The organism is Bacillus norwichensis (genome assembly GCF_014836955.1).
In the GTDB taxonomy this organism is placed as follows: domain Bacteria; phylum Bacillota; class Bacilli; order Bacillales; family Bacillaceae_C; genus Siminovitchia; species Siminovitchia norwichensis.
The window spans coordinates 41,896-66,576 of the sequence record NZ_JACSPV010000002.1; the positions used below are offsets into that span (position 1 = coordinate 41,896).

The 24,681-nt window shown below is 36.6% G+C and carries 20 protein-coding genes and 1 pseudogene; 15 read left to right on the plus strand and 6 right to left on the minus strand.

What is annotated here, in order from left to right; all coding sequences use genetic code 11:
- Window positions 1-26: 26 nt before the first annotated feature.
- From H9631_RS01595 to H9631_RS01605, 3 genes are all read right to left on the minus strand, one after another.
- Window positions 27-224, minus strand: coding sequence for a hypothetical protein (locus H9631_RS01595; protein ID WP_191809508.1), 198 nt, complete (start codon window positions 222-224; stop codon window positions 27-29).
- Between the two features lie 71 nt (window positions 225-295).
- Complete coding sequence (locus tag H9631_RS01600; protein WP_191809509.1) at window positions 296-514, minus strand: YheE family protein; 219 nt, start codon at window positions 512-514, stop codon at window positions 296-298.
- 60 nt (window positions 515-574) lie between these two features.
- A complete protein-coding gene (locus tag H9631_RS01605) occupies window positions 575-1,936 on the minus strand; it encodes a YheC/YheD family endospore coat-associated protein (protein ID WP_191809510.1) in 1,362 nt (453 codons plus the stop codon).
- A 387-nt stretch (window positions 1,937-2,323) separates the two neighbouring features.
- On the opposite strand from H9631_RS01605, the gene H9631_RS01610 reads away from it, so the two are divergent.
- A complete protein-coding gene (locus H9631_RS01610) occupies window positions 2,324-3,463 on the plus strand; it encodes a DUF445 domain-containing protein (RefSeq protein WP_191809511.1) in 1,140 nt (379 codons plus the stop codon).
- A 27-nt stretch (window positions 3,464-3,490) separates the two neighbouring features.
- The gene (locus H9631_RS01615) at window positions 3,491-3,841 is read left to right on the plus strand and encodes a YlbF family regulator (RefSeq protein WP_191809512.1); all 351 of its coding nucleotides are present in this window, start codon (window positions 3,491-3,493) and stop codon (window positions 3,839-3,841) included.
- A 159-nt stretch (window positions 3,842-4,000) separates the two neighbouring features.
- Here the strand turns inward: H9631_RS01615 and H9631_RS01620 are convergent, their stop codons facing one another.
- Complete coding sequence (locus H9631_RS01620; protein WP_191809513.1) at window positions 4,001-4,156, minus strand: hypothetical protein; 156 nt, start codon at window positions 4,154-4,156, stop codon at window positions 4,001-4,003.
- A 247-nt stretch (window positions 4,157-4,403) separates the two neighbouring features.
- Here H9631_RS01620 and H9631_RS01625 point away from each other — a divergent pair, with 247 nt between their 5' ends.
- The 6 genes and pseudogenes from H9631_RS01625 (at window position 4,404) to H9631_RS01650 (ending at window position 14,697) form a co-directional block, all read left to right on the plus strand.
- Window positions 4,404-4,604, plus strand: coding sequence for a helix-turn-helix domain-containing protein (locus H9631_RS01625; RefSeq protein WP_191809514.1), 201 nt, complete (start codon window positions 4,404-4,406; stop codon window positions 4,602-4,604).
- A 33-nt stretch (window positions 4,605-4,637) separates the two neighbouring features.
- On the plus strand, window positions 4,638-6,329 hold the full coding sequence (locus H9631_RS01630) for a type I restriction-modification system subunit M (RefSeq protein WP_191809515.1): 1,692 nt from the start codon (window positions 4,638-4,640) through the stop codon (window positions 6,327-6,329).
- Window positions 6,316-7,494 carry a restriction endonuclease subunit S gene (locus tag H9631_RS01635; protein WP_191809516.1) on the plus strand — a complete coding sequence of 393 codons (1,179 nt, stop codon included), beginning with the start codon at window positions 6,316-6,318 and terminating at the stop codon, window positions 7,492-7,494. The genes H9631_RS01630 and H9631_RS01635 overlap by 14 nt, the downstream gene beginning before the upstream one ends.
- An 11-nt stretch (window positions 7,495-7,505) precedes the next feature.
- On the plus strand, window positions 7,506-10,724 hold the full coding sequence (locus H9631_RS01640) for a type I restriction endonuclease subunit R (RefSeq protein ID WP_191809517.1): 3,219 nt from the start codon (window positions 7,506-7,508) through the stop codon (window positions 10,722-10,724).
- Window positions 10,725-11,046: 322 nt separating this feature from the next.
- Window positions 11,047-11,870 (plus strand): annotated as a pseudogene (locus H9631_RS01645) (transposase); the annotation flags it as partial.
- Window positions 11,871-12,138: 268 nt separating this feature from the next.
- Window positions 12,139-14,697 (plus strand): Spaf_1101 family AAA-like ATPase, encoded by a 2,559-nt coding sequence (locus tag H9631_RS01650; RefSeq protein ID WP_191809518.1) that lies wholly within the window; start codon window positions 12,139-12,141, stop codon window positions 14,695-14,697.
- Between the two features lie 1,714 nt (window positions 14,698-16,411).
- Here the strand turns inward: H9631_RS01650 and H9631_RS01655 are convergent.
- A complete protein-coding gene (locus H9631_RS01655; RefSeq protein ID WP_191809519.1) occupies window positions 16,412-17,527 on the minus strand; it encodes an IS4 family transposase in 1,116 nt (371 codons plus the stop codon).
- A 191-nt stretch (window positions 17,528-17,718) separates the two neighbouring features.
- Here H9631_RS01655 and H9631_RS01660 point away from each other — a divergent pair, with 191 nt between their 5' ends.
- The 6 genes from H9631_RS01660 to H9631_RS01685 all read left to right on the plus strand — a co-directional run bounded on the left by H9631_RS01660 (window position 17,719) and on the right by H9631_RS01685 (window position 23,077).
- Window positions 17,719-18,765 (plus strand): nucleoid-associated protein, encoded by a 1,047-nt coding sequence (locus tag H9631_RS01660; RefSeq protein WP_191809520.1) that lies wholly within the window; start codon window positions 17,719-17,721, stop codon window positions 18,763-18,765.
- A 19-nt stretch (window positions 18,766-18,784) separates the two neighbouring features.
- Window positions 18,785-19,447 carry a hypothetical protein gene (locus H9631_RS01665; protein WP_191809521.1) on the plus strand — a complete coding sequence of 221 codons (663 nt, stop codon included), beginning with the start codon at window positions 18,785-18,787 and terminating at the stop codon, window positions 19,445-19,447.
- Window positions 19,448-19,666: 219 nt separating this feature from the next.
- Window positions 19,667-19,930 (plus strand): IS66 family insertion sequence element accessory protein TnpA, encoded by a 264-nt coding sequence (gene tnpA, locus H9631_RS01670; RefSeq protein WP_225220793.1) that lies wholly within the window; start codon window positions 19,667-19,669, stop codon window positions 19,928-19,930.
- Between the two features lie 60 nt (window positions 19,931-19,990).
- Entirely contained in the window at window positions 19,991-20,251 is a 261-nt protein-coding gene (gene tnpB, locus H9631_RS22760; RefSeq protein WP_191809522.1) for an IS66 family insertion sequence element accessory protein TnpB, read from the plus strand.
- A 299-nt stretch (window positions 20,252-20,550) separates the two neighbouring features.
- Window positions 20,551-21,360 carry a DUF2971 domain-containing protein gene (locus tag H9631_RS01680; RefSeq protein WP_191809523.1) on the plus strand — a complete coding sequence of 270 codons (810 nt, stop codon included), beginning with the start codon at window positions 20,551-20,553 and terminating at the stop codon, window positions 21,358-21,360.
- Window positions 21,361-22,150: 790 nt separating this feature from the next.
- Window positions 22,151-23,077 (plus strand): Cof-type HAD-IIB family hydrolase, encoded by a 927-nt coding sequence (locus tag H9631_RS01685; protein ID WP_191809524.1) that lies wholly within the window; start codon window positions 22,151-22,153, stop codon window positions 23,075-23,077.
- Window positions 23,078-23,118: 41 nt separating this feature from the next.
- Here H9631_RS01685 and H9631_RS01690 read toward each other — a convergent pair whose 3' ends face one another.
- Window positions 23,119-23,304 (minus strand): YhzD family protein, encoded by a 186-nt coding sequence (locus H9631_RS01690; protein WP_191809525.1) that lies wholly within the window; start codon window positions 23,302-23,304, stop codon window positions 23,119-23,121.
- A 123-nt stretch (window positions 23,305-23,427) separates the two neighbouring features.
- Between H9631_RS01690 and H9631_RS01695 the strand changes: the two genes are divergently transcribed.
- Complete coding sequence (locus H9631_RS01695; protein WP_404801701.1) at window positions 23,428-24,675, plus strand: metallophosphoesterase family protein; 1,248 nt, start codon at window positions 23,428-23,430, stop codon at window positions 24,673-24,675.
- Window positions 24,676-24,681 lie beyond the last annotated feature (6 nt).

Here is a 24,681-nt window from a genome sequence, read left to right on the forward strand (position 1 = left end):
AAAAGGGGCCCCATATCGAGTCCCCATCATTCCATATTCTCCTGTGGTGGATCCTCAGGAAAAAAATCAGTGGATTGTTCTATGTTTGTTGAATCTTCTCTCATAAAAACAGATCCTCCAGACATTCCTTCATTCTCCATCCGGTCTACATCCATGAAATACTTCTCTCGTCCTTCATGATTTGAATCTGGCAGAAAATGCTTTTTTTCTTTTTTCTTCTCCATCGTCTTCAGCCTCCTTAAGGATAGTTTGGGCTGATGATACGATAGACCATACATATAAAAAGTTGGAAAAATTACCGCTGCTGGTCATAAACATGAAAAAGCATTAAATCATGCACTTGTTTTTCCAATACAGCCTCGTAATGACTGGACGGCTTCTCTAATTTCCATTCGATTCTTCCATTTTTATGATAGATTCCTTCCAATTTTTTTCCGGAAAAATAAAATGAAAATGACCAACCGGGAATTCGCTCTTCTTTATAAAGAGGCTTATATTGAAAGTGTTGCAACAAACGAATCACCTCATTGTTTAGAACTATTCTAACAATTATTTCAAGAAGAAGCGAAGATTATCACTCCCAAAGAATTTGAGGAGAATGGATGGTTTTTTCAGTCAAATGAACTGCGAATGCAAGGGCGAGCTTGCTAGTCAGTGCATCGGATTCTTTTAGACCGGGGTGGGAGAATATTTGGCGTCCTGGTTTTGAATTGGCTTCAAACATCCAAACTTTACCATCATGGTCGATTCCAAGATCAAAGCCAACTTCCGCAACAATTCCTCCAATATTATCTTCAATAGCAGCAGCGAGATCCAGTGCAGCTTTTTGAAGTTTATTTTGATAAAGCTCCCTTTCTGCATCATCCGGAAAAATTTCTTCAAGGGATCGAATTACCCCCCCAAACCTTGAATGAGTGGTAGGGCTGCCATCTCCAGCAATTTTAGCGGCGATTGCACTAATATTCCATTGGCCGTTTTCATCTTTATTAACATGGACACGAAAATCCATCGGCTTCTTGTTAACCCGTCGGAGCCGGATTCCCTGCTGCACAATCAATTTTTTTGATTCTTTCCCTTTATACATGTGGTTGATTAGGCCCTCGATGGAAGAGAATCTATAAAGCCTGCTTTTTTCATCAAAAAAACGACAATAGAAATCTTCTTGTTCTGGATCATAGAGAACTTGACGAATCTTTTCTCCGTTGCTTCCATCCGCCTGTTTCAAATATACATGCCCATAAGTTTCAACCATCCGTTCAATATCCGAAAATGATCTAAATGGATGAGTTTCAGGAAGATAATGTTCGGCGCGGGAATCATTGCACAACCGCTCATGCAGTTCCAGCTTGTTGAAAAACCCCGGGTTATACCAGGGAATTAGGTAGTCATTTTCCATTTTTTCTTTCACTTTTTGGAACGTGGGCTGGCCTTCGCTCAACCGGTTTGGCAACCTGTCATAAACAACGTTAGGAAAAGGAACGATTCTTTTCTTCCAACTTTGTTCGTTATAGAAAAAGCCATTAATGACGCCTTTTTCCCAATCAATATGTTTTTCACCGAATAAAAAAGGGACCGCTCCGACCGAGGCCTGTACGGACATTTGATTGGAGAAATTTTTTGTCCGTTCTCCAACAGGCAATAATTGAAAAGGTGTAAAGCCTGACGTGAAAATGCCTACTAGGGGACCGAGATATAAGGCCTCATCATCTTCAAAGAGACAAAGTGACGAAACAAATTCAGGGATTCCCAAAATTTTAGCCAAGCTTGAACTGATGGAAATGATATTTCTTCCATTTGGATGCCGGCTGCATTCAGCCTCTGCAGCATTGGAACCAAATAAGACAAATTGATGCTTCCCCTTAGGACGAAATTCCCGCGGATAAAAAAGTTTGATCTCGTTACTGTCAAACATTTCACATTTATACCGAACCCTCATTCAAAAGCCTCCTTTTAAAAGGTATCCATATTTGCTCTTGTGCACCATTATTATTTATAATCAGTTCAGACCGTACAATACCGAACAACGGAACTAGGCGGATTCCCCATATCGTATGATGGAGGACATGTCCTTGTTCAAGAGTAAGGAAATATAGTTAGCTTCGACGGCCGGAAAGTCATAGAACCATATCAAAATCTATTGACTGCAGTGGAAGCACAAATGCCATAGCATTTTATGGTCTGTATAGGAGGAGCAATGAGATACCCTCATCTTGAAGGCTGTTGGACTGTGAACGCTTAGCCATTCAAGAATCCCACTTGTACACCGCAAGGTGTAGGGCTTGCGGCTTTAGCCGTGGGAGTCTCAATAAAGGAGAGAAAATATATGTCAACCTGGTTTACTATCATACCTTTCATGGTTATTATCGGAGCCGTAATAGGGGGATTCACCAACTTTTTGGCAATCCGGATGCTTTTTCGGCCATATCGAACGCTTTATATTGGTAAATGGCGGGTACCGTTTACACCTGGCTTAATTCCGAAGCGACAAGGGGAATTAGCTGCCCAAATCGGAAAGCTTGTTGTAGGCTATCTGGTAACGCCTGAAAGCATTTATAAAAAACTGACAGATGAGTCGTTCAAACGTGATACAGAGGAATGGATAAATACTAAATTGAACAGTTGGCTGGAAAAAGGAATGACGCCAGAAGAAATACTGAATCAATTTGGAATGGAGAATCCTGTTGAGAGAATAAACTCTACGATTGATAAAACGATTGAAAAAAAATATACAGCACTTAAAATGGAATATTTGGACAAGCCGATAGGAGATATTCTGCCTGAACAGCTCACAGAAACCATTTATAGCAAAATTCCTGGGATAGCCGATCAAATCATTAAAAAAGGGGAAGATTACTTTTCTAGTGATGAGGGAAAAGAAAAAATCAGGTTTATGATCGAGAATTTTTTGAAAAACAGGGGAAAGCTTTGGAACCTGATCCAGATGTTCATTGGTGAAGAGCAGCTGACGGAGAAAATGCAACCGGAAATTATGAGGTTTCTCCAAAACAAAGGCACAAGAGACCTCTTGGTATCTATTTTGGAAGACGAGGGGCGAAAGCTCGAACAAAGAAAGTTAGAGGAATTTTATTCCGGAGTCAATGAGGAGAAAATCCTGCAATTTTTAAAAAAGGGGGCAGCTGACCTATTTCCGCTTGAGGGATATTTGCAAAAGCCTGTTAAAGAGCTGATTGAACCGTATAAAATCCAATTATTGGATACGCTGGTGCCGAGACTGCTTGCTACAGCAGGTGATTATTTAACAAAACAGTCAGGGGAAATCCTTGAGCGTTTCCAAGTGGAGGATATCGTACGGAATGAAATTGAGTCATTTTCTCTTGAACGCCTGGAAGAATTGGTAATAGCTGTTGCAAAAAAAGAACTCGTAATGATTACTTACCTTGGGGCACTTCTTGGAGGCTTGATTGGTATGATCCAAGGAATCATTGTAATGGTCACCTCATAGTATGTTACACTTGGGTGAGGAGGGATAATGATGAACAACTTATATGACTTTGCGTACGACCTTGAAAAAGCGATGAGAAACAGTGATGAATTCGAGCATTTGAAAGAGATGTATAAATCTGTTGCTAACGACAGTGAAGCGAATAGAATGTTTGGCGAGTTCCGTAATGTCCAGATGCAACTTCAGCAAAAGCAAATGGAAGGTCAGGATATTTCGGAGGAAGAGGTAATGCATGCTCAGGAAATAGCTAACCGAGTGCAGCAAAACGAGAAAGTGACTAAGCTTATGGAAGCAGAGCAGCAAATGAGTATGACCATTTCAGAACTGAACAAAATTATCATGAAGCCGCTGGATGAATTATACAGCTCTTTGTCATAAAGGCCCCCTCTTTAAAGTGGTGCTAGTAGTGATTGATGTAAATTTACAAAATGGGCATAGTCGTAAATACTGCGGCTATGCCTTTTTGGTGTTCTTTCTAACATCTTGCATTAATCGTCTCATGACGAGTTAGTGTTTTGAGTAGTGCTGCACTGAACGTTAACTTCTTATCAGACTCATGCTTACGAAACGTGAACCAGCAAGCCTTGCGACATCTTCAGAAGGAGAAGCACTACTATTATTCACTTTCATCCCGATTGTTTCAGGTCGACTCGTTTTTCCGTAATCACCACATATTTTTAGAAATGTTTCCATCGATGTTCCTTTTCCATTACGGGTTGTTGCACCAAATAGGATAAACATTGTTCAAGGCGGGTATCACCTGTTAAAGCGTAGCCAAGACATTTTTGAAAAAATGTCGCTTTTTGATGGTTTAGAAAACCAGTTCAATTTGAACTGGCATAGAACTACTTGATTTCTAATTTAAAGTGATCGTTTCACGTCTTCGTGATATGATGATAGATAGGTAGAAAGAAGTCGTTCTTTATAAGGGGGAAGTGAAGTGGGCGTTCGATATGAAAAATTATTTCACTTATTACATGAACGAAACATGACAACAAGAGAATTGGAAAAGCAAGCGGGATATTCAGGAAATATTACAACACGTATGAGAAGAAATGAATATATTTCATTAGAAAGTGTTGAGAAAATATGTTTGACACTAGGCTGTCGTGTAGATGATATTTTAGAGTTTGATAAATAACAATAAACAAGTATGTGAAGAGAGGGAATTGAAGTGAATCGAGAAGAGTTAAATGATTTAAAGAAAAACTTATGGAATGTAGCAGATGAACTACGTGCGAATACAGGATTAAAAGCATCCGCTTATTCGACACCTGTATTAGGACTTATCTTTTTAAAATTCGCTGACGCAAAATATGCAGAGTATGAAGAAGAAATAAATAAAGAGTTTGAAGCACTTAAAGGTGGAAGACGTGAAAAGAAAATAGAAGAAATCGCAATTGAAAAATGTGGTTTCTATTTACCTGAACATTCACGTTATACATATTTACTAAATTTAAGTGAGGAAGAAAATATCGCAACGAAAATCAAAGAAGCAATGGAAGGCATTGAACAATATTCTCCCGAATTCATCGATGTTTTACCGAAGGATAGTTATCACGATTTAAGTACAGAGGATAACAATAAAATATTAAATCGATTATTAAGAAACTTCAATGATATTCCAACAGATACTGAACACGATATTTTTGGAGAAGTATATGAATATTTCCTAGGAGAATTTGCTTTAGCGGAAGGTCAAGGTGGCGGAGAGTTCTATACACCACGTTCGGTCGTTCGTTATATGGTTGAAGTGTTACAACCGACAGAAGGGAAAATATTAGACCCAGCTTGTGGTTCAGGAGGAATGTTCGTACAAACAGCACATTATGCACAAGAACATAAACAAAATAATGGTGGAACACCACTTAATTTAAGAGCATATGGTGTAGAACGGACAGGAGAAACGGTAAAACTCGCTAAAATGAACTTGTTTCTAAACAATATTCGTGGAGAAATTACAGAAGCAAACTCTTATTATGCTGACCCGTATAATTCGGTTGGTAACTTTGACTATGTATTAGCAAATCCACCATTTAACGTAGATAACGTAGAGTTAGATTTAGTGAAAGACCAAGAGAGATTTAATACATACGGTGTACCACAAACGAAAGGGAAAAAACCGAAAGTACCAAATGCAAACTATTTATGGATTAACCAATTTGCGACTGCTTTAAATAAAAACGGTCGTGCAGCGCTCGTTATGGCAAACTCAGCTTCAGATGCAGGTCATAGTGAGAAGGAAATTAGAAAAGCGTTAATTGAAGATGGCATCGTATCGCAAATGGTCGCACTACCATCTAACATGTTCAGTACGGTAACATTACCAGCAACATTATGGTTTTTCGATCGCAATAAGAAAAATGAAATATTATTCATTGATGCACGTAATATTTTCACACAAGTAGATCGTGCATTACGTAAACTTTCAAATGAACAAATTAAAAATTTAGCTATCATCAACCGTTTATATGAAGGTGACAGCGATAGTTTCTTTGCATTAATTAAAGAATATGAAGAAGCCCGTGACAATGGAGAAACAGAGGAAGTTAAAAAGTATTTTCAAAAACAAATTGATTGGTTATTAGAACGCTTTCCAGATGGAAAATATGAAGATGTTATCGGCCTATGTAAAGTTGCATCACTTGAAAGCGAAGATGGCATTATAGATCAAGATTATTCCTTAAATCCAGGCAGATATGTTGGAGTTGTTATAGAAGATGACGGGTTGACAGCAGAGCAATTTAAAGAAGAATTATTTGGATTGAATGTAGAGTTTAAACAACTAAATGAAGAGGCCAAAGAATTAGAAAAACAGATTGAAGAGAATTTAGATAGTTTGGTGATTGCGTATGAGAAAGCATAAAATAAAATTTAATAAAGTAAAAATTAAAGATATTTGTTCAATTGGTGATGGAGCACATGCTAGTATTAAAAGAATGAAGGAAGGAATTCTATATTTAACATCAAAAAACTTTCAAAGTGGAGGGTTGGATTTAACTAATGTAGATTTCATATCAGAACGTGATTATGAAAAATATTTTTTAAAAAAGTCGAATTCAATTACAAATGTGAAAAAAAACGATGTTGTATTTTCAATAATAGGTTCAATTGGCATGCCATATATCATTGGAGAAAATGATGAGTTTGGGTTATCAAGCAGTGTTGCTATATTGAGACCTGATTTAACTAAAGTAAAGTCTGAATACCTTTACTATTGGATATTAAGTGATGTTTTTCAAGGGAATTTGAGAAATATAAAAAGTGGTGTTGCACAAGGTTTTATTAGCTTGGGTATGATTAATAATCTCCCGGTTATGTTGCCGCCGTTAAAAAACCAAAATAATATCACTAATATTTTATCAACCTACGACAAGTTAATCGAAAACAATAATCGTAGAATTCAAATCTTAGAACAAACAGCTGAAGAGTTATATAAAGAATGGTTTGTCAGAATGAGATTTCCTGGTTATGCAAAGACAAAGTTTGAAAAAGGTATACCAGAAGGTTGGGAAGTTGAAAGAATAGGCAATATGGCTAGTTTTAAAAAAGGAAAAAACTTGAGAATTACAGATGCGATAGCAGGTGGAATTCCGGTTATAGCAGGTGGAATTGAACCCTCATGTTATCATAATGAATCTAATACAAAAGCTCCGGTGATTACAGTAAGTGCTTCGGGTGCAAATGCTGGTTATACTCGACTTAATCATATTGATGTTTGGGCATCTGATTGTTCATATATTGATATAGAAGATACTGATTTAATATATTATTTATACTTGCTCCTAAAAGTATCCAATAAAGAAATATTAAATTTACAGTTAGGATCAGCACAACCACATGTCTATGCAAGAGATCTTAATAATTTTAAGTTTTTAAAACCAACTGAAAATCTAATGATAGAAATTAATAACCTTGCAAAAAAGATTTTCAATCAAATTAGATATTTAATGCAACAAAATCATAACCTAATCAAACAACGTGACCTACTACTCCCTCGTCTTATGAACGGAACAATTACAGTGAAGTAAGGAGGAATATCGTGAAGAAAATCATTACAGAAGATATGATTGAACAGGCGTGTATTAACGTATTATCAAAAGATGACTACTATTACTTCATTAATGCAAATATGAGTGCAGAGCGAGTGTTTTCATCTTTGAATATTTTAGAAACGGAATCTGATGGAACTGGACGTGCTTCTGTTCAAGAAGTGATTTTACCTGAAGTATTTTTTAAAAGTTTACATCGATTAAATCCACATATTCCGGATCATCTTTTACAAGATATTGTGAAAGATTTTAGAGTGCCTTTTACAGATAAAGAATTAGCTACGGAAAATTATGACCGCTATAAACAAATTAAAAACGGCATACCTGTCCAATTTGACAAAGGTGGTAAGAAACAATACGAAACAGTTCGTATTCTTGATTTTAACGAAGAAAACAAGAATACATATACGGTTGTGTCACAAATGTGGATTAAAGGAGATACGCAGTATCGCAGACCTGATTTATTGTTATTCGTTAACGGATTGCCCCTCGTCTTTATTGAACTGAAAAATTCAGATGTTACGTTAAAAACAGCGTACGATAAAAACTTGCTAGATTACATTCATGATATTCCTCAATTGTTTTATTTTAACCAAATCTGTGTCCTATCTAATGCAACGGAAACAAGAATTGGTAGTTTCACCGCAAATTATAGCCACTTCTTTGAATGGCTTCGTGCGAGTGAAAAAGATCAGGTTAATAGAAAGCAAGTATATGAAAGGGCTACGAGTATCGAGTATCTATTAAATGATTTATTAAGCCATGAGAAACTACTCGATTATATTGAAAACTTTGTTCTATTTGAAAACAAGCGGATTAAAATCTTAGCAAAGAACCATCAGTTTTTAGGAGTTAATAATGCGATTGAATCATTTAAAAAAAGAACTGAACTAGATGGAAAGCTCGGTGTGTTTTGGCACACACAAGGTAGTGGAAAATCTTATTCGATGGCCATGTATGTGAATAAAATCAATCGTAAAATAAAAGGGAATTTCACATTTCTTTTAGTAACGGATAGACAAGATCTAGACAATCAATTATACAAAAACTTCCTTCGTACAGAGATAATTACAGAAGAAGAATCCGCACAACCCAAAAATGGGGCTGCGTTAAGGAAGGATTTACAAACAAATAAACCATTTTTGTTTACGTTAATTCAAAAATTTCGCTATGACAAAGGAAAAAAGTTCCCGATTTTATCTGAGCGTGATGATATTGTCGTCATTGTTGATGAAGCGCATAGAACGCAATATAAAACACTAGCCGAAAATATGCGCACAGGTTTACCAAATGCCCAATATATTGCTTTTACAGGTACACCACTACTTGGTTCTAAAAGGTTGACGAATCAATGGTTTGGAGATTATGTGAGTGAATATAATTTCGCTCAATCAATCGAAGATGGGTCTACTGTTCCACTCTATTATTCAAGAAGAGTGCCCGAAGTCTGGTTAACGAATGACTTTTTAGATGATGACTATGTTGAAATTATTGAAAATGAAAATCTGACAGCCGAAGAAGAAGAACGACTATCAAACTATTATTCTAAAACAAATGAAGTTTTAAAACGGGATGAACGTCTAAATATAGTTGCAAGAGATATTGTTGAACATTTCCCCAATCGTGGGTATTTAGGAAAAGCAATGGTTATTTCAGTTGATAAGTTCACGACTGTTCGAATGTATGACAAAGTCCAATATTACTGGGATCAGAAGTTAAAAGAACTAATTAAAGAACGTTCTTATACATCATCTAAAGAAGAACGAGATCGTCTTACGAAGCAGATTAAATATATGCAACAAGTAGAAATGGCAGTTGTAGTGAGTGAAGATGGGCAAGATGATGAACGATTTGAAAAAGAAGGACTTGATTTCAAGAAACATAAACAACGAATGAATGAGATTGATGAGAATGGTCACGATATTGAAGATAGCTTTAAAGACCCAAATCATCCATTACAGTTAGTGTTCGTTTGTGCGATGTGGCTAACTGGATTTGATGCACCAAGTGTGTCAACTATCTATTTAGATAAACCAATGAAAAGTCATACATTGATGCAAACAATCGCAAGAATTAATAGAGTATTCCCAGGAAAGCGTTCTGGTCTTATTGTCGACTATTTAAACTTGTTTAAACATATGAAACAAGCCCTTGGAGATTACGCCAATCCAAGTAATGATGACGAGATGCCAGTGAAAAATATTGAAGAACAAATTAAATTACTAGAAAATGTTATTGAAGCAACAAAAGACTTTTGTAATGGTTTAGATATTAATTTAGACGCAATTTTGCAGAAAAATGAAACATTTGAACATATTGAGTTGTTTCAACAATATTTAAATATTATTCTTGATAAAGATGGATCTCTTGATGAATTTAAAATACATACCAATCTATGTAACAATATTTATGAAGCGTGTAAGCCAGAAGTATTCGAATTTAATTGGAAAAATGATTACTTACCAATTATTCTTTATCTAGCGGATATGATTAAAGCTTCTGTACGGGATGAGAATATTGAAAATGCGAAACTAGCACTTGCTAGAACTTTAGATTTAAGTGTTCAGTCAAGTTATGTGAAAGAGGATGCTGGTGAAAATAAATACGAAATAACAACAATGAAAACCTTAAATTTATCAGAAATTAACACAGATGATATAAGAAAAACGATTCAAGAGTCACCGTACAAAAGCATCGATATTCAGGAATTAAAACTCTTTATTGAAAGTAAACTTGAAATGCTATTAGAAGAAAATAAAACTCGTACAAGCTTTGTCGAGCGGTATAAAGAAATTATTAATCAATATAACGCTGGAAATTCCACGAATGAAGATTATTACGAGGATCTTGTTGATTTTGTTGATAATTTGAAAAAAGAAGATGAGCGTCATGTACGAGAAGGATTGACAGAGAAGGAACTTGAAATATACGATCTTCTCAAAAAAGATAAGTTAACGAAAAAAGAAGAAGAAAAAGTAAAATTATCAGCCAAAAAGTTATATGAGTCTATTCAAAGTGAGCAAAGTAAAACGAATGTTATTGATTGGTATAAGGATGAACAACCTCGTCAAGCAGTTAAATTTGAGATAGAGAGTATCTTGGATGAAAATTTACCAGATAGCTATGATAAAGATATATTTAACGTCAAAACAGAAATCATCATGACTCATCTTATGGAAGAAGCAATGATGGAGAACATTGCTCAATAATAATAGAATACACCCTAATTAGGGTCAACTGAATAACTAAAAAATGTTGTGTCAACAAGAAATTCCTCTCTTTTTGTCGAGATAATATGCAAGGATATCATCGGAATACCATAAAAAACCTTGCACCTGGAGGGGGAGCCATGTACGAACACAATGCTGGTCAGCTTATTATGCCGGATGAATTTTTTCTGCCGTTTGACGGCCGGTTGAACCCGGATAACCGCTGGATGATCCTGGCTGGCCTCGTCCCTTGGTCGAAAGCGGAAAAAGAATATATCAAGTCTTTGGGTGACGAGACACAGGGAAGCAAAGCGCTTCCTGTCCGGCTGACATTGCCTATCCGACCGTCTCCGCTTGCTGAATGAGGAGCGCGAAAAGCTGGAAGGGATGATCGACACCCTTCATGCGCCTTTTCGTGGACAGCAGCTCAAGCCGCGCACTTACTGAGGGAAAGCCCGGAAGGCTTATTTGTCCGTGGCCAAGCAGAGGAATCCGAGGAAGAAGACCATCCGCGAAGCTGTGCTGTCCATGTACGAAGACAGGCGCCACAGCACGGAGCACCGGATTGTCAGTATCGGGCAGCCGCATGTCCGTCCGATCGGCGCGGCAAGTCGAATGCCCGCGTGGAGTTTGGTGCCAAGCTCTCGGTGAGCGTAGTGGACGGCTTCTCCTTTTTGGATATCCTTCGGTGGGGCTCCTACCACGAAGGGTCCTTTCTTAAAGATTCAGTGGCGGCTTACCGCAGGCGCTTTGGCGTTTATCCGGAAGCCGTCCTGGCGGACCAGATTTACCGGACGCGCGAGAACCGCCAATACTGCAAGGGACTGGGCATCCGGCTGAGCGGACCCAAATTGGGCCGCCCATCCAAGGGAACAGGAAAACAGAGTCCAAAAACAAATTGAATATCGGAATGCCGTGGAACAGAATGCCATCGAGGGGAAATTCGGAGAGGGCAAGCGTGCGTATGGGCTTGGCCTTATTCAGGCACGTCTCCCACAGACAAGCGAAACCGCCATCGCCCTCTAGTTTCTCGTCATGAACCTTGAAAAGATCCCTCGGGTAGCCGTCATTGCATGTGTAAATAAGCTCTTACACTGGGTATATGCACTACTAAAAAGCAAAACGACTTTCAAAGACATGGCCTAACCAATATATCTAGCCATAAAATAAAAAACCTTCCAAAAGCATGAAACGGAAGGCTTTTTGTAATGAGCATTTTTAGTAAAGCACGAACATTTATGGATTTTTAATAAAAGATATTGACAACTATTAGCTGGTTTTGTTTAGCAATTTATTCTTTTTTTGTAATCTTTTTAGCTTTTGAAGGATAAGATTCCATTATAGTTTGGAATCCATAAACTATTTAAAAGGCTAAATATATATGTTACCTTGAATACTATCGATACTTTATTGGTTGGAGGGAATTAAAATAAGTTTAGCCTATAGTAAAACACTATTAAAAGATAGTTTCTTAAATGAAATAGATTTGGAAGTAAACTCAAATAGGAAAAAGTATGCGAGATATCATAAGGTAGTATTTCATATTCATACACCGGCCTCACATGATTATAGATTATTTGATCGCTTCACCGCTAATAATTATAAAACTATGTCCAATGAAAATTTATTTAAAATAGCTATAGAGGAACAACTATTTCCTGAAAATAGCTTATCCTATGAAACTGCCTTGGAAATTGCCAGAGAAAGTGGGAATTTTGAAACACTAAAGGAATACTTATCATACTTGCTAATAGCAAAAAAACTAGCTGATGAAAATGTAAAATTAGCCGTTGTAACTGACCACAATACTATCCTAGGTTATGAAAAGCTTGTAGAAGCTGTAAATATTATTCATGACACGTTTCCCAATACAACCTATACAAATATTTTATTGGGAATTGAAATTTCTTGTGCCGATAAATGTCATGTAGTTGGAATTTTTGATAATAAGCACAAGACAATTAGTCACTTAAACGATTGGATTTCAGGAAATATCATGGATTGTATATCTGGAACATACCAAACAAGCTTGAATGTCTTGTCTATGATTCATGAATTTGGGGGAATCGGCTATATTGCCCATATAAATAGTTCCGATATCTTTAAACCGAATTTCCTGAGCGGTGGATACAAAAATCATTTGTTTAATTCAATTCATAATAAATTATTGGGAGTGTCTCATTTAGATAAAATTCCAATGGTAACAGAAAGTCTAAAAAGGTATACCAAAGAAAATTATAATTTTGTATTAGATGAGGATTCACATAGTTTAGATACTTTAGTAACTAAACCTTTTTGGATTAAGGGACAAAAAATCGCTTTTGCCATGTTAAAAAATGCTATCAGGGACTTTGAGATTTCAACCGAGTATAGTGAACCGGAAAAACCTAACATATTTATTAAGGGTATCGTTGTTCAAGCAGGAGGATTCCTTTCCGGAAAAAATGGTAATGGAAATTTCAGTGTTTCATTTTCCGAGGCACTTAATTGCTTTATTGGAGGCAGAGGTACGGGAAAAAGTACTATTTTAAATACTATCAATTTTGTACTTTCCCAAAATGCATACGATGAAAAGACGTTGGAGAACATTTGTAAGCAAGGTAAAGTCTGTGTTATTTGCTCCTATAACAATGAGGATTATTATATTTTATTCAATACCCCGAATGTTAATGAAGGAGATTACTCTTCCATCCTTGGGTATTTTAGCAATGATTTTGATAACTACAAATATGGCAAGAAATTCATATTTGATAGCCAAAAAATAAAAGATGTGGCATTGAACAATTATATTCAAATTTTTAAAAAAACTATCGTACAAAATCAAGTTTTTATTGAGGAAGTAACAACTGAGAAAAAAAAACTTCTTTCAAACTTTTTTTATAAAAGATATTCCGTTAATGAGTTGGTAAGGACCTCCAGCTCAGATGATATTACCGATTTTATCCGTGAAATGATGTTCAAAAATGAAGTTTTATCCGAAAAAAGAAAGGTAGGAAACATTACTACGATTAATGGGTTAAAACAAAAGTACAAAGATGTACCAGCCATTTTAAAGGATAGGAAGATGATTGTTCATAATACACTCGATGCTTTTAATGCTAACCATTTAAATCAATTAAAAATTACCTATTACCAGAATAATATCAGTGAGTTAACACTTAACTGGGAAGAAATATTAAAAGTAAAAATGCGGGACCCAAATGATTACTTTGAAAAATTTAACATAAAGATTGCAGATTTAATTGAATATCTTAATGTTTTTAGTGAGAAGTCTGATCCAATTAATGCTTTTATATTATTCTGCGAAAAAAATTACAAAAGAATATTAGAGTTGGAAAATATCAATAAACATACTGATTCATTATCTAAAAAGCAGGTTGACTCGGATATTGTCGAAATAACAAACAGTAATGTTAAAATATTCTTCAACATTATACACAAAAGAATAGTTAAAAATGGGGTGCCTTATGCTGTTGATCTAATAAAGAACTATTTACTTGATTTTGATGAATTCGATTTGGAATTTAACATAAATAACATGGAAATGAACAAAACAGTCGGAAAGATGTTTAAAAGCGTCAAGGAACTGTCCCTTGGACAAAAAGTTGTTGCTATGCTGTCGTTCATTCTGTCTTATAGCAATTTTTCGAATGATTATACCCCTCTCATCATTGATCAGCCTGAAGATAATTTAGATAATCGATATATTTATAAGAATTTAGTAAGCGATTTGAGAAAAGCAAAATCAAAGAGACAAGTAATTATTGCAACTCATAACTCTACAATTGTTACCAATTCAAAGGCAGAACAAGTAATTGTTATGGAATCAAATAATAAAAATGGCTGGGTAGAAGCAACTGGCTATCCTACTGAAAAGTCAATTTTATTACATATTGTAAACTTACTTGAGGGTGGAGTTGAATCCTTCAAACATAAACAATTTCTTTATCAAGAAATTTTAAACAGGAAATGAGAAAAGTTATAAAGTTGATTACGGTCAAAGGAATGTACCACTTCTGTCATCCTTTTTACCAGTGATTACCACAAAAGTTACCATTTAGTGCCACCGCATTTACCAATGAGGAACGATTAGGATTTTGAAAGATAAAAAGGCCAAATTCCTCCTTATTTCAAGCGAGGAGTTTGGTTTTTGGTCTTCAACAATCGTGTCCGTCTGTTTAAGTGTTTTACTTCACAATGGTTTATTTGAATTTAATGCCCTTTCATACTTCTTCCATTTATTATAGTTATAAGCCAACTGTATTAAGAAAAGAGTTAAAAAGAATATTGAAATAATTAATTTTATTAAAACTGAAATTTACGTACCAATTATAAGTAACAAGTGAAATAAACATTATAAGGAGCATCCAAAGTGTACGAATCATTTTTCTTCGATAACTTAAACTAAAATAATTAAATGTACATCCTTTATCCAGCTTTTCTTTTTTCTTAGAAAAAAGCGATAAAATTCCAGTAACAATGTAGACTATAACAGTTGTGGAAATGATATTTTGTAATAATGACATAATTTTCTCTCCATTCCCTCCTGGATTTTTTTGTTAATCACTCACATCAATTATTATTCAATGTGCCATTAATAAAGTCCTTTTCTTCAACTAATGATTATTGCGGTTGAAATGAGCCACTTATGCGGAGAATAGAGCCACCAATTGCGAAGCTAAGAGTCACTAATGGTACAACCGCTTTTTCAAGAAGAGATTCAGAGCCACAAGCGAAGCTGCTTGCCATTGACTGTAACGCCCGATTCTTTGCATTTGGTGGAAGGGGGCGGGGCCCCGCCAGCGAATGTTTAGAATCGGATTGTCCGTGTTATCATATTTGAGCGGGTGTGCCTATTTGGCATTATTTATGCCAGACCTACGATTGTTCCTCAACACGAACAAAAGTTAAGTCAATGGTGGCGGATAATAGAACTCGCGCTATTTATGGCAGAATAATGGTTGTGGATCTCCTCTTCGCGGTTATTGGCTCAAACTGTCCGCAATACTCAACTAAACTCCGTTACTTTAAAGACTCACAAACTCTCCTAAACTTTAACCTAGATATCTAGGTGTTGTTCAACCATCTGACCTTATTATGGAATAACAATGGTTTTAGTTTTAAACAACTTTATCTCATTAAACAAAAATCCCTTGGATTAAATTGTCTCAACAGACCATATCAAAGGGTTTTTCCAATTGGTATATACCAACCTATGCTGTATTTAGTTAACAAATAAATATCTGAAAAAATGTCCATTTGATCGACAAAGTTAGACAGAAGCCCACATCCGAATTTCGTCAGGATCATGACAAGCTGCGGCAAACAGAATATTTATGTAAGTCCGGAAACTAGTGCGGCGATTAAATAAAAATCCGATTTCAATAATAAATATAACTTTTACTATTGCCCTCCCTTGTTTGCAGGGGGGATGATTTTGTAATGAAAACATAACCCGTTTTGTTGTCTGATGTTGTCTGATATTGTCTGATATTGTCTGATATTGTCTAGTATTGACGAATATAATCTTTTAATGAAAAATCACTAGTGTTGCATAAAAATAATTAAATTATTCTGTAAATAAAATTTCATGGAAAAGCGCAAAAAGGCAAAGCCTTAAGCAAAGGTGGCACTGTCCATTTGGTAAAATTATACAATTAAACAAAAGAGACTACGACGCCAATAGGCTAGGTACTTGTTTTTTGTTCAAATCGCCGAATCCATACATAGGCAGGATTCCAAATGGTTGCCTTTAGCCATCGGCTGATACGGAGCAGTGTTTTCTTGCTCTTCGTCTCCAGCTGGATGAGTACATGCAGGCAATAGGTGATGAGCGCCAGGTAGATTTGATTTTGTATCGCAGTTTCACTCATCCCATAAAAATGCTTAATCTCTACATGTTGCTTGAGCCATTTGAAGAATAGTTCAATGGCCCAGCGTGAACGGTAGATTTCACTTATTTCGTCCGCTTCTAGATCAAACCGGTTGGTAATCAAGCAAAGAACATGTCCTTTAGTATCCGTCACTTCTAGCAACCGAAAAAGGTTTTCCGCTCGGTTTTGTGTTGTGCCGATATAAACCATTTTGTCCGATGAGACCGTGCTTCCCTCAGGCAGGGAGAAGGATTCCACCTCATGAATGACGGCATTTTTCTTCAATCTGGATACGAAGAAGTACCCATCGTCTGTCATGCGGTCAAAACGTTCATAATCTACATATCCACGGTCAAACACATACATGGCTTCTCTGTCATCCACGAGGACTTCCAGTTGGTTTCTGTCATGTTCTTTCGCTACCGTTATGATTGCCTTTTCGGGATAAACAGTGTCCTTATCCATAAAAACAAGCCGCAAATGAAGCTTGACGCCTGCCTTTGTTTTCCGGAATTTTGCCCATTTGTAATTCGTCAAATTGAGTGGAAGCGTGCTTGAATCAATGATTTTAAGTGGCAAGTTCCTTGTACTGGGATGGCGGTATTCTTGAATCTTTCTCACAAGATCCAGAAACAGCGTGGAAAGGATAGCAGGTTCCAAGTCATTGTTTTTCCGGGAAAGCTGTGACGCACTAATAGATTCAAATCCCAGCGTTGTTTGGATATCTTCATCCAGCAAAGCATCGCTAATCGCATGCAGACTCTCCAGCTCATGTAGCTGGGCAAACAGTAAAAGTTTGATATACGCTTCTGTCGTCAGTTTCTTTGTGTAGTAATCCTGTTTAAGATATTTCACTTGTTCAGAAAGTTTTTCCATATTTATGGGTAAAACCCATTTACCAAATGAAGAAAGTAGTGTATTCTTGTCCATAGCTGATATCCTTTGCGTTGGATTTGGACAGGAACCACCTGACCTATCCAGTGTAAAGGATTTTTTGTTGTCTAAACTATTGAAAATTGAATATTATTAGTATTTTGAATTGATGTTTTTAATTAATGCAACGCTAGTGATGAAAAATATGTATATAATTTTATCAATGAATTTTGAGAGGGGTTTTATTGATGTCATTGGTACAGACTTTGAACATTACCAGAATGGCAATTAATGCTATAGACCTTAATGCGTCTGAACCGCAGTTGTCAGAGGAATTATTTCCAATTGGTAGTAATGATAAAGTTATTGATGATTTTTTCCAAACTCACTTTATAGAAACAAGGGAAGGTAAGTCGACGAAAAGTTGCAAGTTCATTGATGAAGATGCTACTGTTAAGACAAAAATAGCCAGATTCGCTTCAAATAAAACCGATGAAGAATTTATTAAGCTATCTCGAGAATTGACAGAAAATCTTTTTAAAATAATGAAAAATTCTAGTTCAAATAGCAGCGGTACTTTTTTTGTTTTTGAAGTAGAGCTAGATGAAGAACAGTGTATATTCATAATCAAACTGGATCCAAAACAAGGGGTTCAAATCAATTATTCAAATTTAACCGTATCAGTTTTAGAAAATATTCTTCCTGATTCAAATGATCGAGTTCATAAATGCGCAATAATAAGGTTGAATAAACCAGATAGTGAAGAAGCAGAACTATTTGTAATGGATAAACAGCAAAAGGAAGGAGAGCCAGCTAGGTTTTTTATTGATACATACTTACAGGCGGATGAACTCTTGAACGATAGAATAATAACAAGAGAAGTAGTGAGAGAGGCAAAAGACAGGATTATTAGTATATTACCTGATTTAGACCAGAATAAAATATTTGGTTCAATTGATAGAGAATTTTCTAACGGATCCAGAATAGAATTAAAGACTGCTATAAAAAATGTACTTTTGGATAATGTTCCATCGGATAAAGAGGATAGGAAATTATTCATCGAAAATACCTATGGAGAATTTGTTAGAGAATATTTAAACAAATATCCGGAGCATCAGACAACTTTTACGGTGGAAAGAAAAGATCGAACTGTCGTTTATAGAGGGGAAAAAGATCAGATTTATTTTAGGTATAATAAAGGGATTTTGACAAAAATTGGAGTAGACTTAGATACAGATGGAAATACAATAATAAAGGTCGATAAAAGTTTAAACTTTAAAAGAGATCTAAAGTAAAAGGGAGGTATTGCTTGAAATGCACATAAATAAAATATTCGAAGCGTTTAGTGAGTTTCAGGCAATACTTTCCCAAGTTGGAGAAAATGCGATTATCAATGAAACATTAGATGTAACGGAAATCAAGATTGAAAAAAACATATCGCTACATTTATTGAAGGAGTTAAGTGCGGATTCAGATATGTTTGAAGTATTATGTAACCCCTTTTCAGACGGGTGTGATGATATTATACACTACTTGGAACAAGGGACTACAGATATTTCAGAAATCGAATCTATTTCAATATTGCTAGAAAAAAACACTGCTTTCGAAGAAATGGGAAACTTAAATTGTCTATTCTTTGATATATACAGGTCTTTAGGTGATTTAACTATATCTTTTTTTTCAATTTTGATACTAGTTTTCCTCCTATTTTCTTTCATTTACTATTACTTAATGAGTAATTCGTCTAAAAAAAGATTTCAAATAACAGAAAAACAATTTTTGTATTTTATTAACGAAATATCTTTAATGCAAAAAGAAGAAATTGATGAATTAAAGCAAACTTATCTAGAGGAACCATATCACGAGCTCTGCAATACATTAAATAAGCTACTATGGTTATTAGTCATTATTAACGTTCTTCTATTTATATCGTTTTTGGTATTCGCTTGTATTAAGGGTTATTTTTGCTTTTGTTAAATATAACCTAATCTCATTGTGAGGTTTTTTGTTTGGAGTCCTCAGGCCCGGTGCTGACCGGGCTTTCTCTTATATTTTTTCTACACCTCTCAGATTATCCAAGATGTACTCTGGCGGAAACAATAAACTGCTATAGGTAAGCGTCAAATACAGCCCACATTCTATTCATCGGTCATCCGTGCGATAATCTTCCTAGAGATTAATTCGGGAGGTTTTGCGATGACCTTAAAAGACAAAAGAATAGAATGGAAAGCGCGATATGACGCCTTGAAAAAAAGCGGGCAAAGTGTAGCGGCATGGTGCCGGGATCAGGAAATCAAAGTTCATCAAATGTACTATTGGGTACAGCAGTTTGAGCGTGGGAACATTAACTCAGGAACACCAGCGCAGACACAGTGGCTGACGGTGCAGATCGATGAAGAAAACATTGCCTTGTTCTGGAAAAGGGCCTATCTTCCTACACTTTGGTGCGATCTTCGTTGAGGTACGTCCCGGAGCCAACATGGGTCTACTATCCGATGGTGTTCATGTGCTGTAGAACCCATGTTGACAAATTCGCAGTTTGAACGGGTCTATCTGGCACGCGGCAGCACGGACCTTCGCAAGTCGATTGATGGCCTGGCCGCCATCGTACAGGAGTGCTTTGAACTCGATCCCTTCTCTCCCTGCTTATTCGTGTTCTGCAACCGGAAGCGCGACAAGCTGAAAATCCTTAAATGGGAACATAATGGCTTCTGGCTTCATTACCACCGGCTGGAAAGAGGACTTTCCACTGACCATCGGAAAATGATACATCGCCCATGAACATCAGTCCACGGCAGCTGCGTTGGCTACTGGATGACAAGCCCGGACTTTATGTATGTTGTAAGCCGTGCTACAGGTGAAAAGGAATAAAATATTGTGATCGAAGAGAAAGATGTTGAAGATAAGACAAATATACGTGGTACGGAAAACGCAAAAAATAGAATGTGCAAAGGTATTCTTCGATGAGCTATTTGAAGATGGATATAAAGTATACTTCCATGATCAATTAAACAATAAACAAATGGCGCAGATAATTAAGGAAGTCTTGCGTGATAAATAATTATTGAGGTGAAGATTGTATGAGCAATTTATTATACCATTACTGTAGCATAGAAACTTTTGAGTTGATTTTAAAAAATAAAACATTTCGATTTTCTAGTCTTGGTATTGTAGATGATATGGAAGAATCGGTAACTTTAGATTTTGATGATATTGGTAGAATATGCTTTGTTTCTTGTTGGACTGATTTGGAGCAAGAATCAGTTGAAATGTGGAGGAACTACACAGGTGGTAATAATGGGGTGCGAATAGGTCTGCCAAAGGACTTTTTTCATATTGACATGGATGAGAATTCTTTGATTCCTTACAGTAAAAGTCTTGGTGATAAATACGATGTTTCTATATCCCCACCTTATTTACCTGAACTTATGCCAGTTACCTATACACAAGATGAATTTTTGATTAATCTTCCTGTAGCAAATACAAAGGTGGAAAAAGGTAATAACTGTAGTTCTACTGTAGCAGGCTTTAATTTAGACACACGATATATCGGTCGATTTAAAAGGGATTATTGGTCGGGGCAATCAGAATGGAGATATAGGCTCATTGCTGTTCCTCAAGAATACCATCGAAATAACTTGCATGGGAGGTATTTGCAAGGAGAACCAGAGGAAATGATCGAACTAATGAAATCTGATTTACGTGAAATGTCTTTCAAAACTGATTATATCGACTATTATTTTAGTGAAATTGTCTTTCATGAAATGGAAATTTTATTGAGTCCTTTAAATAATGAAGAGGATAACCTTAAAGTAAAGGAATTTTTAAAAGAACATACTGGTATTGATAATGCTGAACTGAAGAAATCCAAATTGAAAATTCGCTGTTAAATTATTTTCGCAAATGCCAAATAGGCACACCCGCTCAAATATGATAACACGGACAATCCGATTCTAAACATTCGTTGGCGGGGCCCCAACCCCTTCACCAAATGCAAAGAATCGGGCGTTACAGTCGATGGCAAGTAGCTTTGCTGTGGCTCTGAATCTCTTCTTGAAAAAGCGGTTGTACCATTAGTGGCTCTTAGCTTCGCAATTGGTGGCTCTATTCTCCGCAATCGGTGGCTCAAAACTCTGCATAAGTGGCTCATTTCAACCGCAATAATCAAGAACTTGACCCTTTGAATGCGGCAATTAAATATCCTTGTCAAAATGTACGATTTTCGTTCGTTTTGTTTGTGCTACATAACTCGATAAACGCACCATCCATTTTCCAAATGACTGTAAAACATCCCAAGGACTGATTGATAGCAGGAAAATCGGCAAACTTAAATAACGTATGTGTAGACAATACTAAAGGTAACAACATATAATATAAGTAACAGAACCCACCACGCCTCTTTATAATGCGTACCATGGTGGGACTTTTTATATCCAAGTGAGGGGCCTTTTTATATACGGTTCGAACGGAAAAATAATATCTGAATCTTCCCTATATAACGAATGCTATCTGAATAAAAGTAACCCTATTAAAAGTTGGCTCATGGTTGGAACATTTAAGCAGTCTTTCCGAAATCCCCGTAACAATATTCGCTGGGAATTTCTCAAATTTCCGGTTCTATATAATGGGCGTGTCTCGTATAAATAAGAAGAGGCAAAACCTTCGCAAAGGGGGAGCATCATGACCTATAAAATGCTTGTTTTAAATATTGATGGAACGTTGCTGCAAGATAATGGCCGCATCCATAAGCAAACCCGTGAGGCGATTGAGTTCGCTCTTCAAAAAGGGGTTCATATAGTATTGGCAACAGCAAGGAATTTTCCTGCAGCAAAACGAACGGCAAAGTCTTTAAAGATAAAAGATTATATTATTGCTCACCAGGGTGCGTTTATTGCAAAGAATATGAACAAACCGATTTATGTTCAAAGAATCCATGAGCAGATTGCCAGTGAAATTACTGCGTTTTTAGAGTCTTTTTCATGCCAAATCCGACTTGTTCATGAGAAGTTTTTAATCGGTAATAAAATAAAGCTGCCGAACAATATGATGGCAAAGGTTGTTTTTCAATCGGCTAATCGCTTTGTTTACCAAGAACGGTATGTTGACTCCATTAGTGAAAAACTGGTGGATCAGCCGGTTTCCCCGCCTCACTTTGAAATAGTGTTTTTTGATGAAAAAGAAATGGCTGATGCCACGACGGCGATCAATAAAATGTATAGTGAGGTTGTTTGTATTCCTACTGAGCCTCTGAAAGTGTCCATAGTGCCAGCAGGAGTCTCTAAGCTGGAGGCTGTAAAATTTGTTTGCAGTCAGTATGGCATTAGCAAGCATGAAGTGGTGTCTATTGGGGCTGGTGTAGATGATCTACCACTCATGCGATGGTCCGGGCTTGGCGTGGCTATGGGGAATGCTTTGAAGGAGGTTCATGATGCCGCGGATTGGATTACAAGAACAAATAATGATAATGGTGTGGCGTACATGGTCAAAGAGCATTTCAGAAAACAGTATCGCCTTGGATTCTTAAACAATTTAAAGAAATCTGATTTGCCTGAGGATGGTTTGGATAAACCTTTTCTGATCAGTTCCGAAAAAAATAAATTTGAGTAAAGGTACTGAAGACTGCCTCCAATTGGGCAGTCTTCTTTCTGTTAACGATGGAATAAAAGCAGTTTCCCAGCGGGGGACGAGCAACGGTGTGTTCTGTTAAGCAGCCCTTTATCTGTAAGGATTGCTGTTCCTTTTTCTTTGGCTTCCCTGTCATCCATAGCCTCGAAGCTCTCATCCATCAGTTTTTCTCCTGAGGGCTCAAAGGCGGTAATTTTGTAAATTCCCATTTTCAGCCTCCTTGTCTTGTATCTATTGTTACATATTTTTGAAAAAGGGAAAAGTGCAATGTGAGAGGATATGGAAGAAATTTGTCCGTTCATGTATAATGATAGAACGTATATTCGATTGAGGTGACGACATTGGAGCAAATTCGTTTTATCCATACTGCAGATTTGCACTTGGACAGTCCTTTTCTCGGTTTAAATAAATTGCCTGATAAATTGTTCGGCCGCCTTCAGGAAAGTACATTTTCCGCTTTGGAACGAATTGTTGACACAGCTATTGAAAAGAGTGTCGATTTTGTTTTGTTCGTAGGAGATCTATTTGATGGAGAAGACCGTAGCATTAAGGCGCAGGCACGTTTGAGAAAGCAGTTAAAGCGGCTAGAGGAAGAGGATATTTCGGCTTTTATAACATATGGCAATCATGATCACATGGCTGGTGACTGGGTGAAACTGGATATGCCAGACAATGTGTATGTTTTTAATGAAAACCCTGAACCCTTCCTTTTTACAGCTAAAAATGGCATTTCGGTTCATGTTTATGGGTTCAGCTATCCAGAACGGCATGTACTGACAAGAAAAATAGATGGATATGAAAAAGTACCTGGTGCAGATTTGCATATTGCGATGCTTCATGGAAGTGAAGATGGACGTTCAGGCTTCCATCAGCCGTACGCGCCATTTACGGTACGTGAATTGCAGGAAAAAGCTATGGACTATTGGGCGCTTGGGCATATTCATAAAAGCAGGATACTGCATTCGGATCCATATATTATTTATCCAGGTAATACGCAGGGACGGCATAGAAAAGAAGAAGGGAAAAAAGGCTGTTATTTTGTCGCGATGACAAAAGATGGACAAACGGAGCTGGAATTCATTGAAACAGCGGATATCAGATGGGAAACAGTCCATATCGATTTGAAGGAAAACATGGGAATGACACAATTATATACTTCATGTTCGTCGGCGATGGAATCTCTTGAAAGTAAGGGGCAAAGTATCCTTTGTCAATTAATAATCAACAAACCCTATTACCTTTCCAAAAAATTGTTGAAAACAATCGAGAATGGGGAGTTTATTGAAGTGCTCCAGGATGAAGTTTTTCTTGACGATGATTTTATTTGGCCTTATCAAGTGAAACTTGAGGAAGATTTAATAGACGAACAAAGCCTTATTTCCGATGATGCATTTTTGAATGTTCTTGAAGAAACAGCTGAGGAGTTGCTCCAGCCAGATGCATTTGAACAAGCTGTATCCGATTTATTTTCGCATACATACGGCAGCAGATACCTTGATAATATTGATGGGGCGGAAAGAGAACAGATACTGCAATCAGCAAAGAAGCTGGTACTTAGATATCTGTCTGAAGCGGACTAAAGGGGG

Bases quoted from the DNA above. Each gene is read 5' to 3' on its own strand.
- tnpB (WP_191809522.1), top strand. From the start codon at position 19,991: ATGTTGACAAATTCGCAGTTTGAACGGGTCTATCTGGCACGCGGCAGC.
- H9631_RS01635 (WP_191809516.1), top strand. From the start codon at position 6,316: ATGAGAAAGCATAAAATAAAATTTAATAAAGTAAAAATTAAAGATATT.
- H9631_RS01615 (WP_191809512.1), top strand. From the start codon at position 3,491: ATGATGAACAACTTATATGACTTTGCGTACGACCTTGAAAAAGCGATG.
- H9631_RS01665 (WP_191809521.1), top strand. From the start codon at position 18,785: ATGCACATAAATAAAATATTCGAAGCGTTTAGTGAGTTTCAGGCAATA.
- H9631_RS01660 (WP_191809520.1), top strand. From the start codon at position 17,719: ATGTCATTGGTACAGACTTTGAACATTACCAGAATGGCAATTAATGCT.
- H9631_RS01610 (WP_191809511.1), top strand. From the start codon at position 2,324: ATGTCAACCTGGTTTACTATCATACCTTTCATGGTTATTATCGGAGCC.
- H9631_RS01685 (WP_191809524.1), top strand. From the start codon at position 22,151: ATGACCTATAAAATGCTTGTTTTAAATATTGATGGAACGTTGCTGCAA.
- H9631_RS01605 (WP_191809510.1), bottom strand. From the start codon at position 1,936: ATGAGGGTTCGGTATAAATGTGAAATGTTTGACAGTAACGAGATCAAA.
- H9631_RS01690 (WP_191809525.1), bottom strand. From the start codon at position 23,304: ATGGGAATTTACAAAATTACCGCCTTTGAGCCCTCAGGAGAAAAACTG.
- H9631_RS01680 (WP_191809523.1), top strand. From the start codon at position 20,551: ATGAGCAATTTATTATACCATTACTGTAGCATAGAAACTTTTGAGTTG.
- H9631_RS01595 (WP_191809508.1), bottom strand. From the start codon at position 224: ATGGAGAAGAAAAAAGAAAAAAAGCATTTTCTGCCAGATTCAAATCAT.
- H9631_RS01620 (WP_191809513.1), bottom strand. From the start codon at position 4,156: ATGGAAACATTTCTAAAAATATGTGGTGATTACGGAAAAACGAGTCGA.
- tnpA (WP_225220793.1), top strand. From the start codon at position 19,667: ATGACCTTAAAAGACAAAAGAATAGAATGGAAAGCGCGATATGACGCC.
- H9631_RS01655 (WP_191809519.1), bottom strand. From the start codon at position 17,527: ATGGACAAGAATACACTACTTTCTTCATTTGGTAAATGGGTTTTACCC.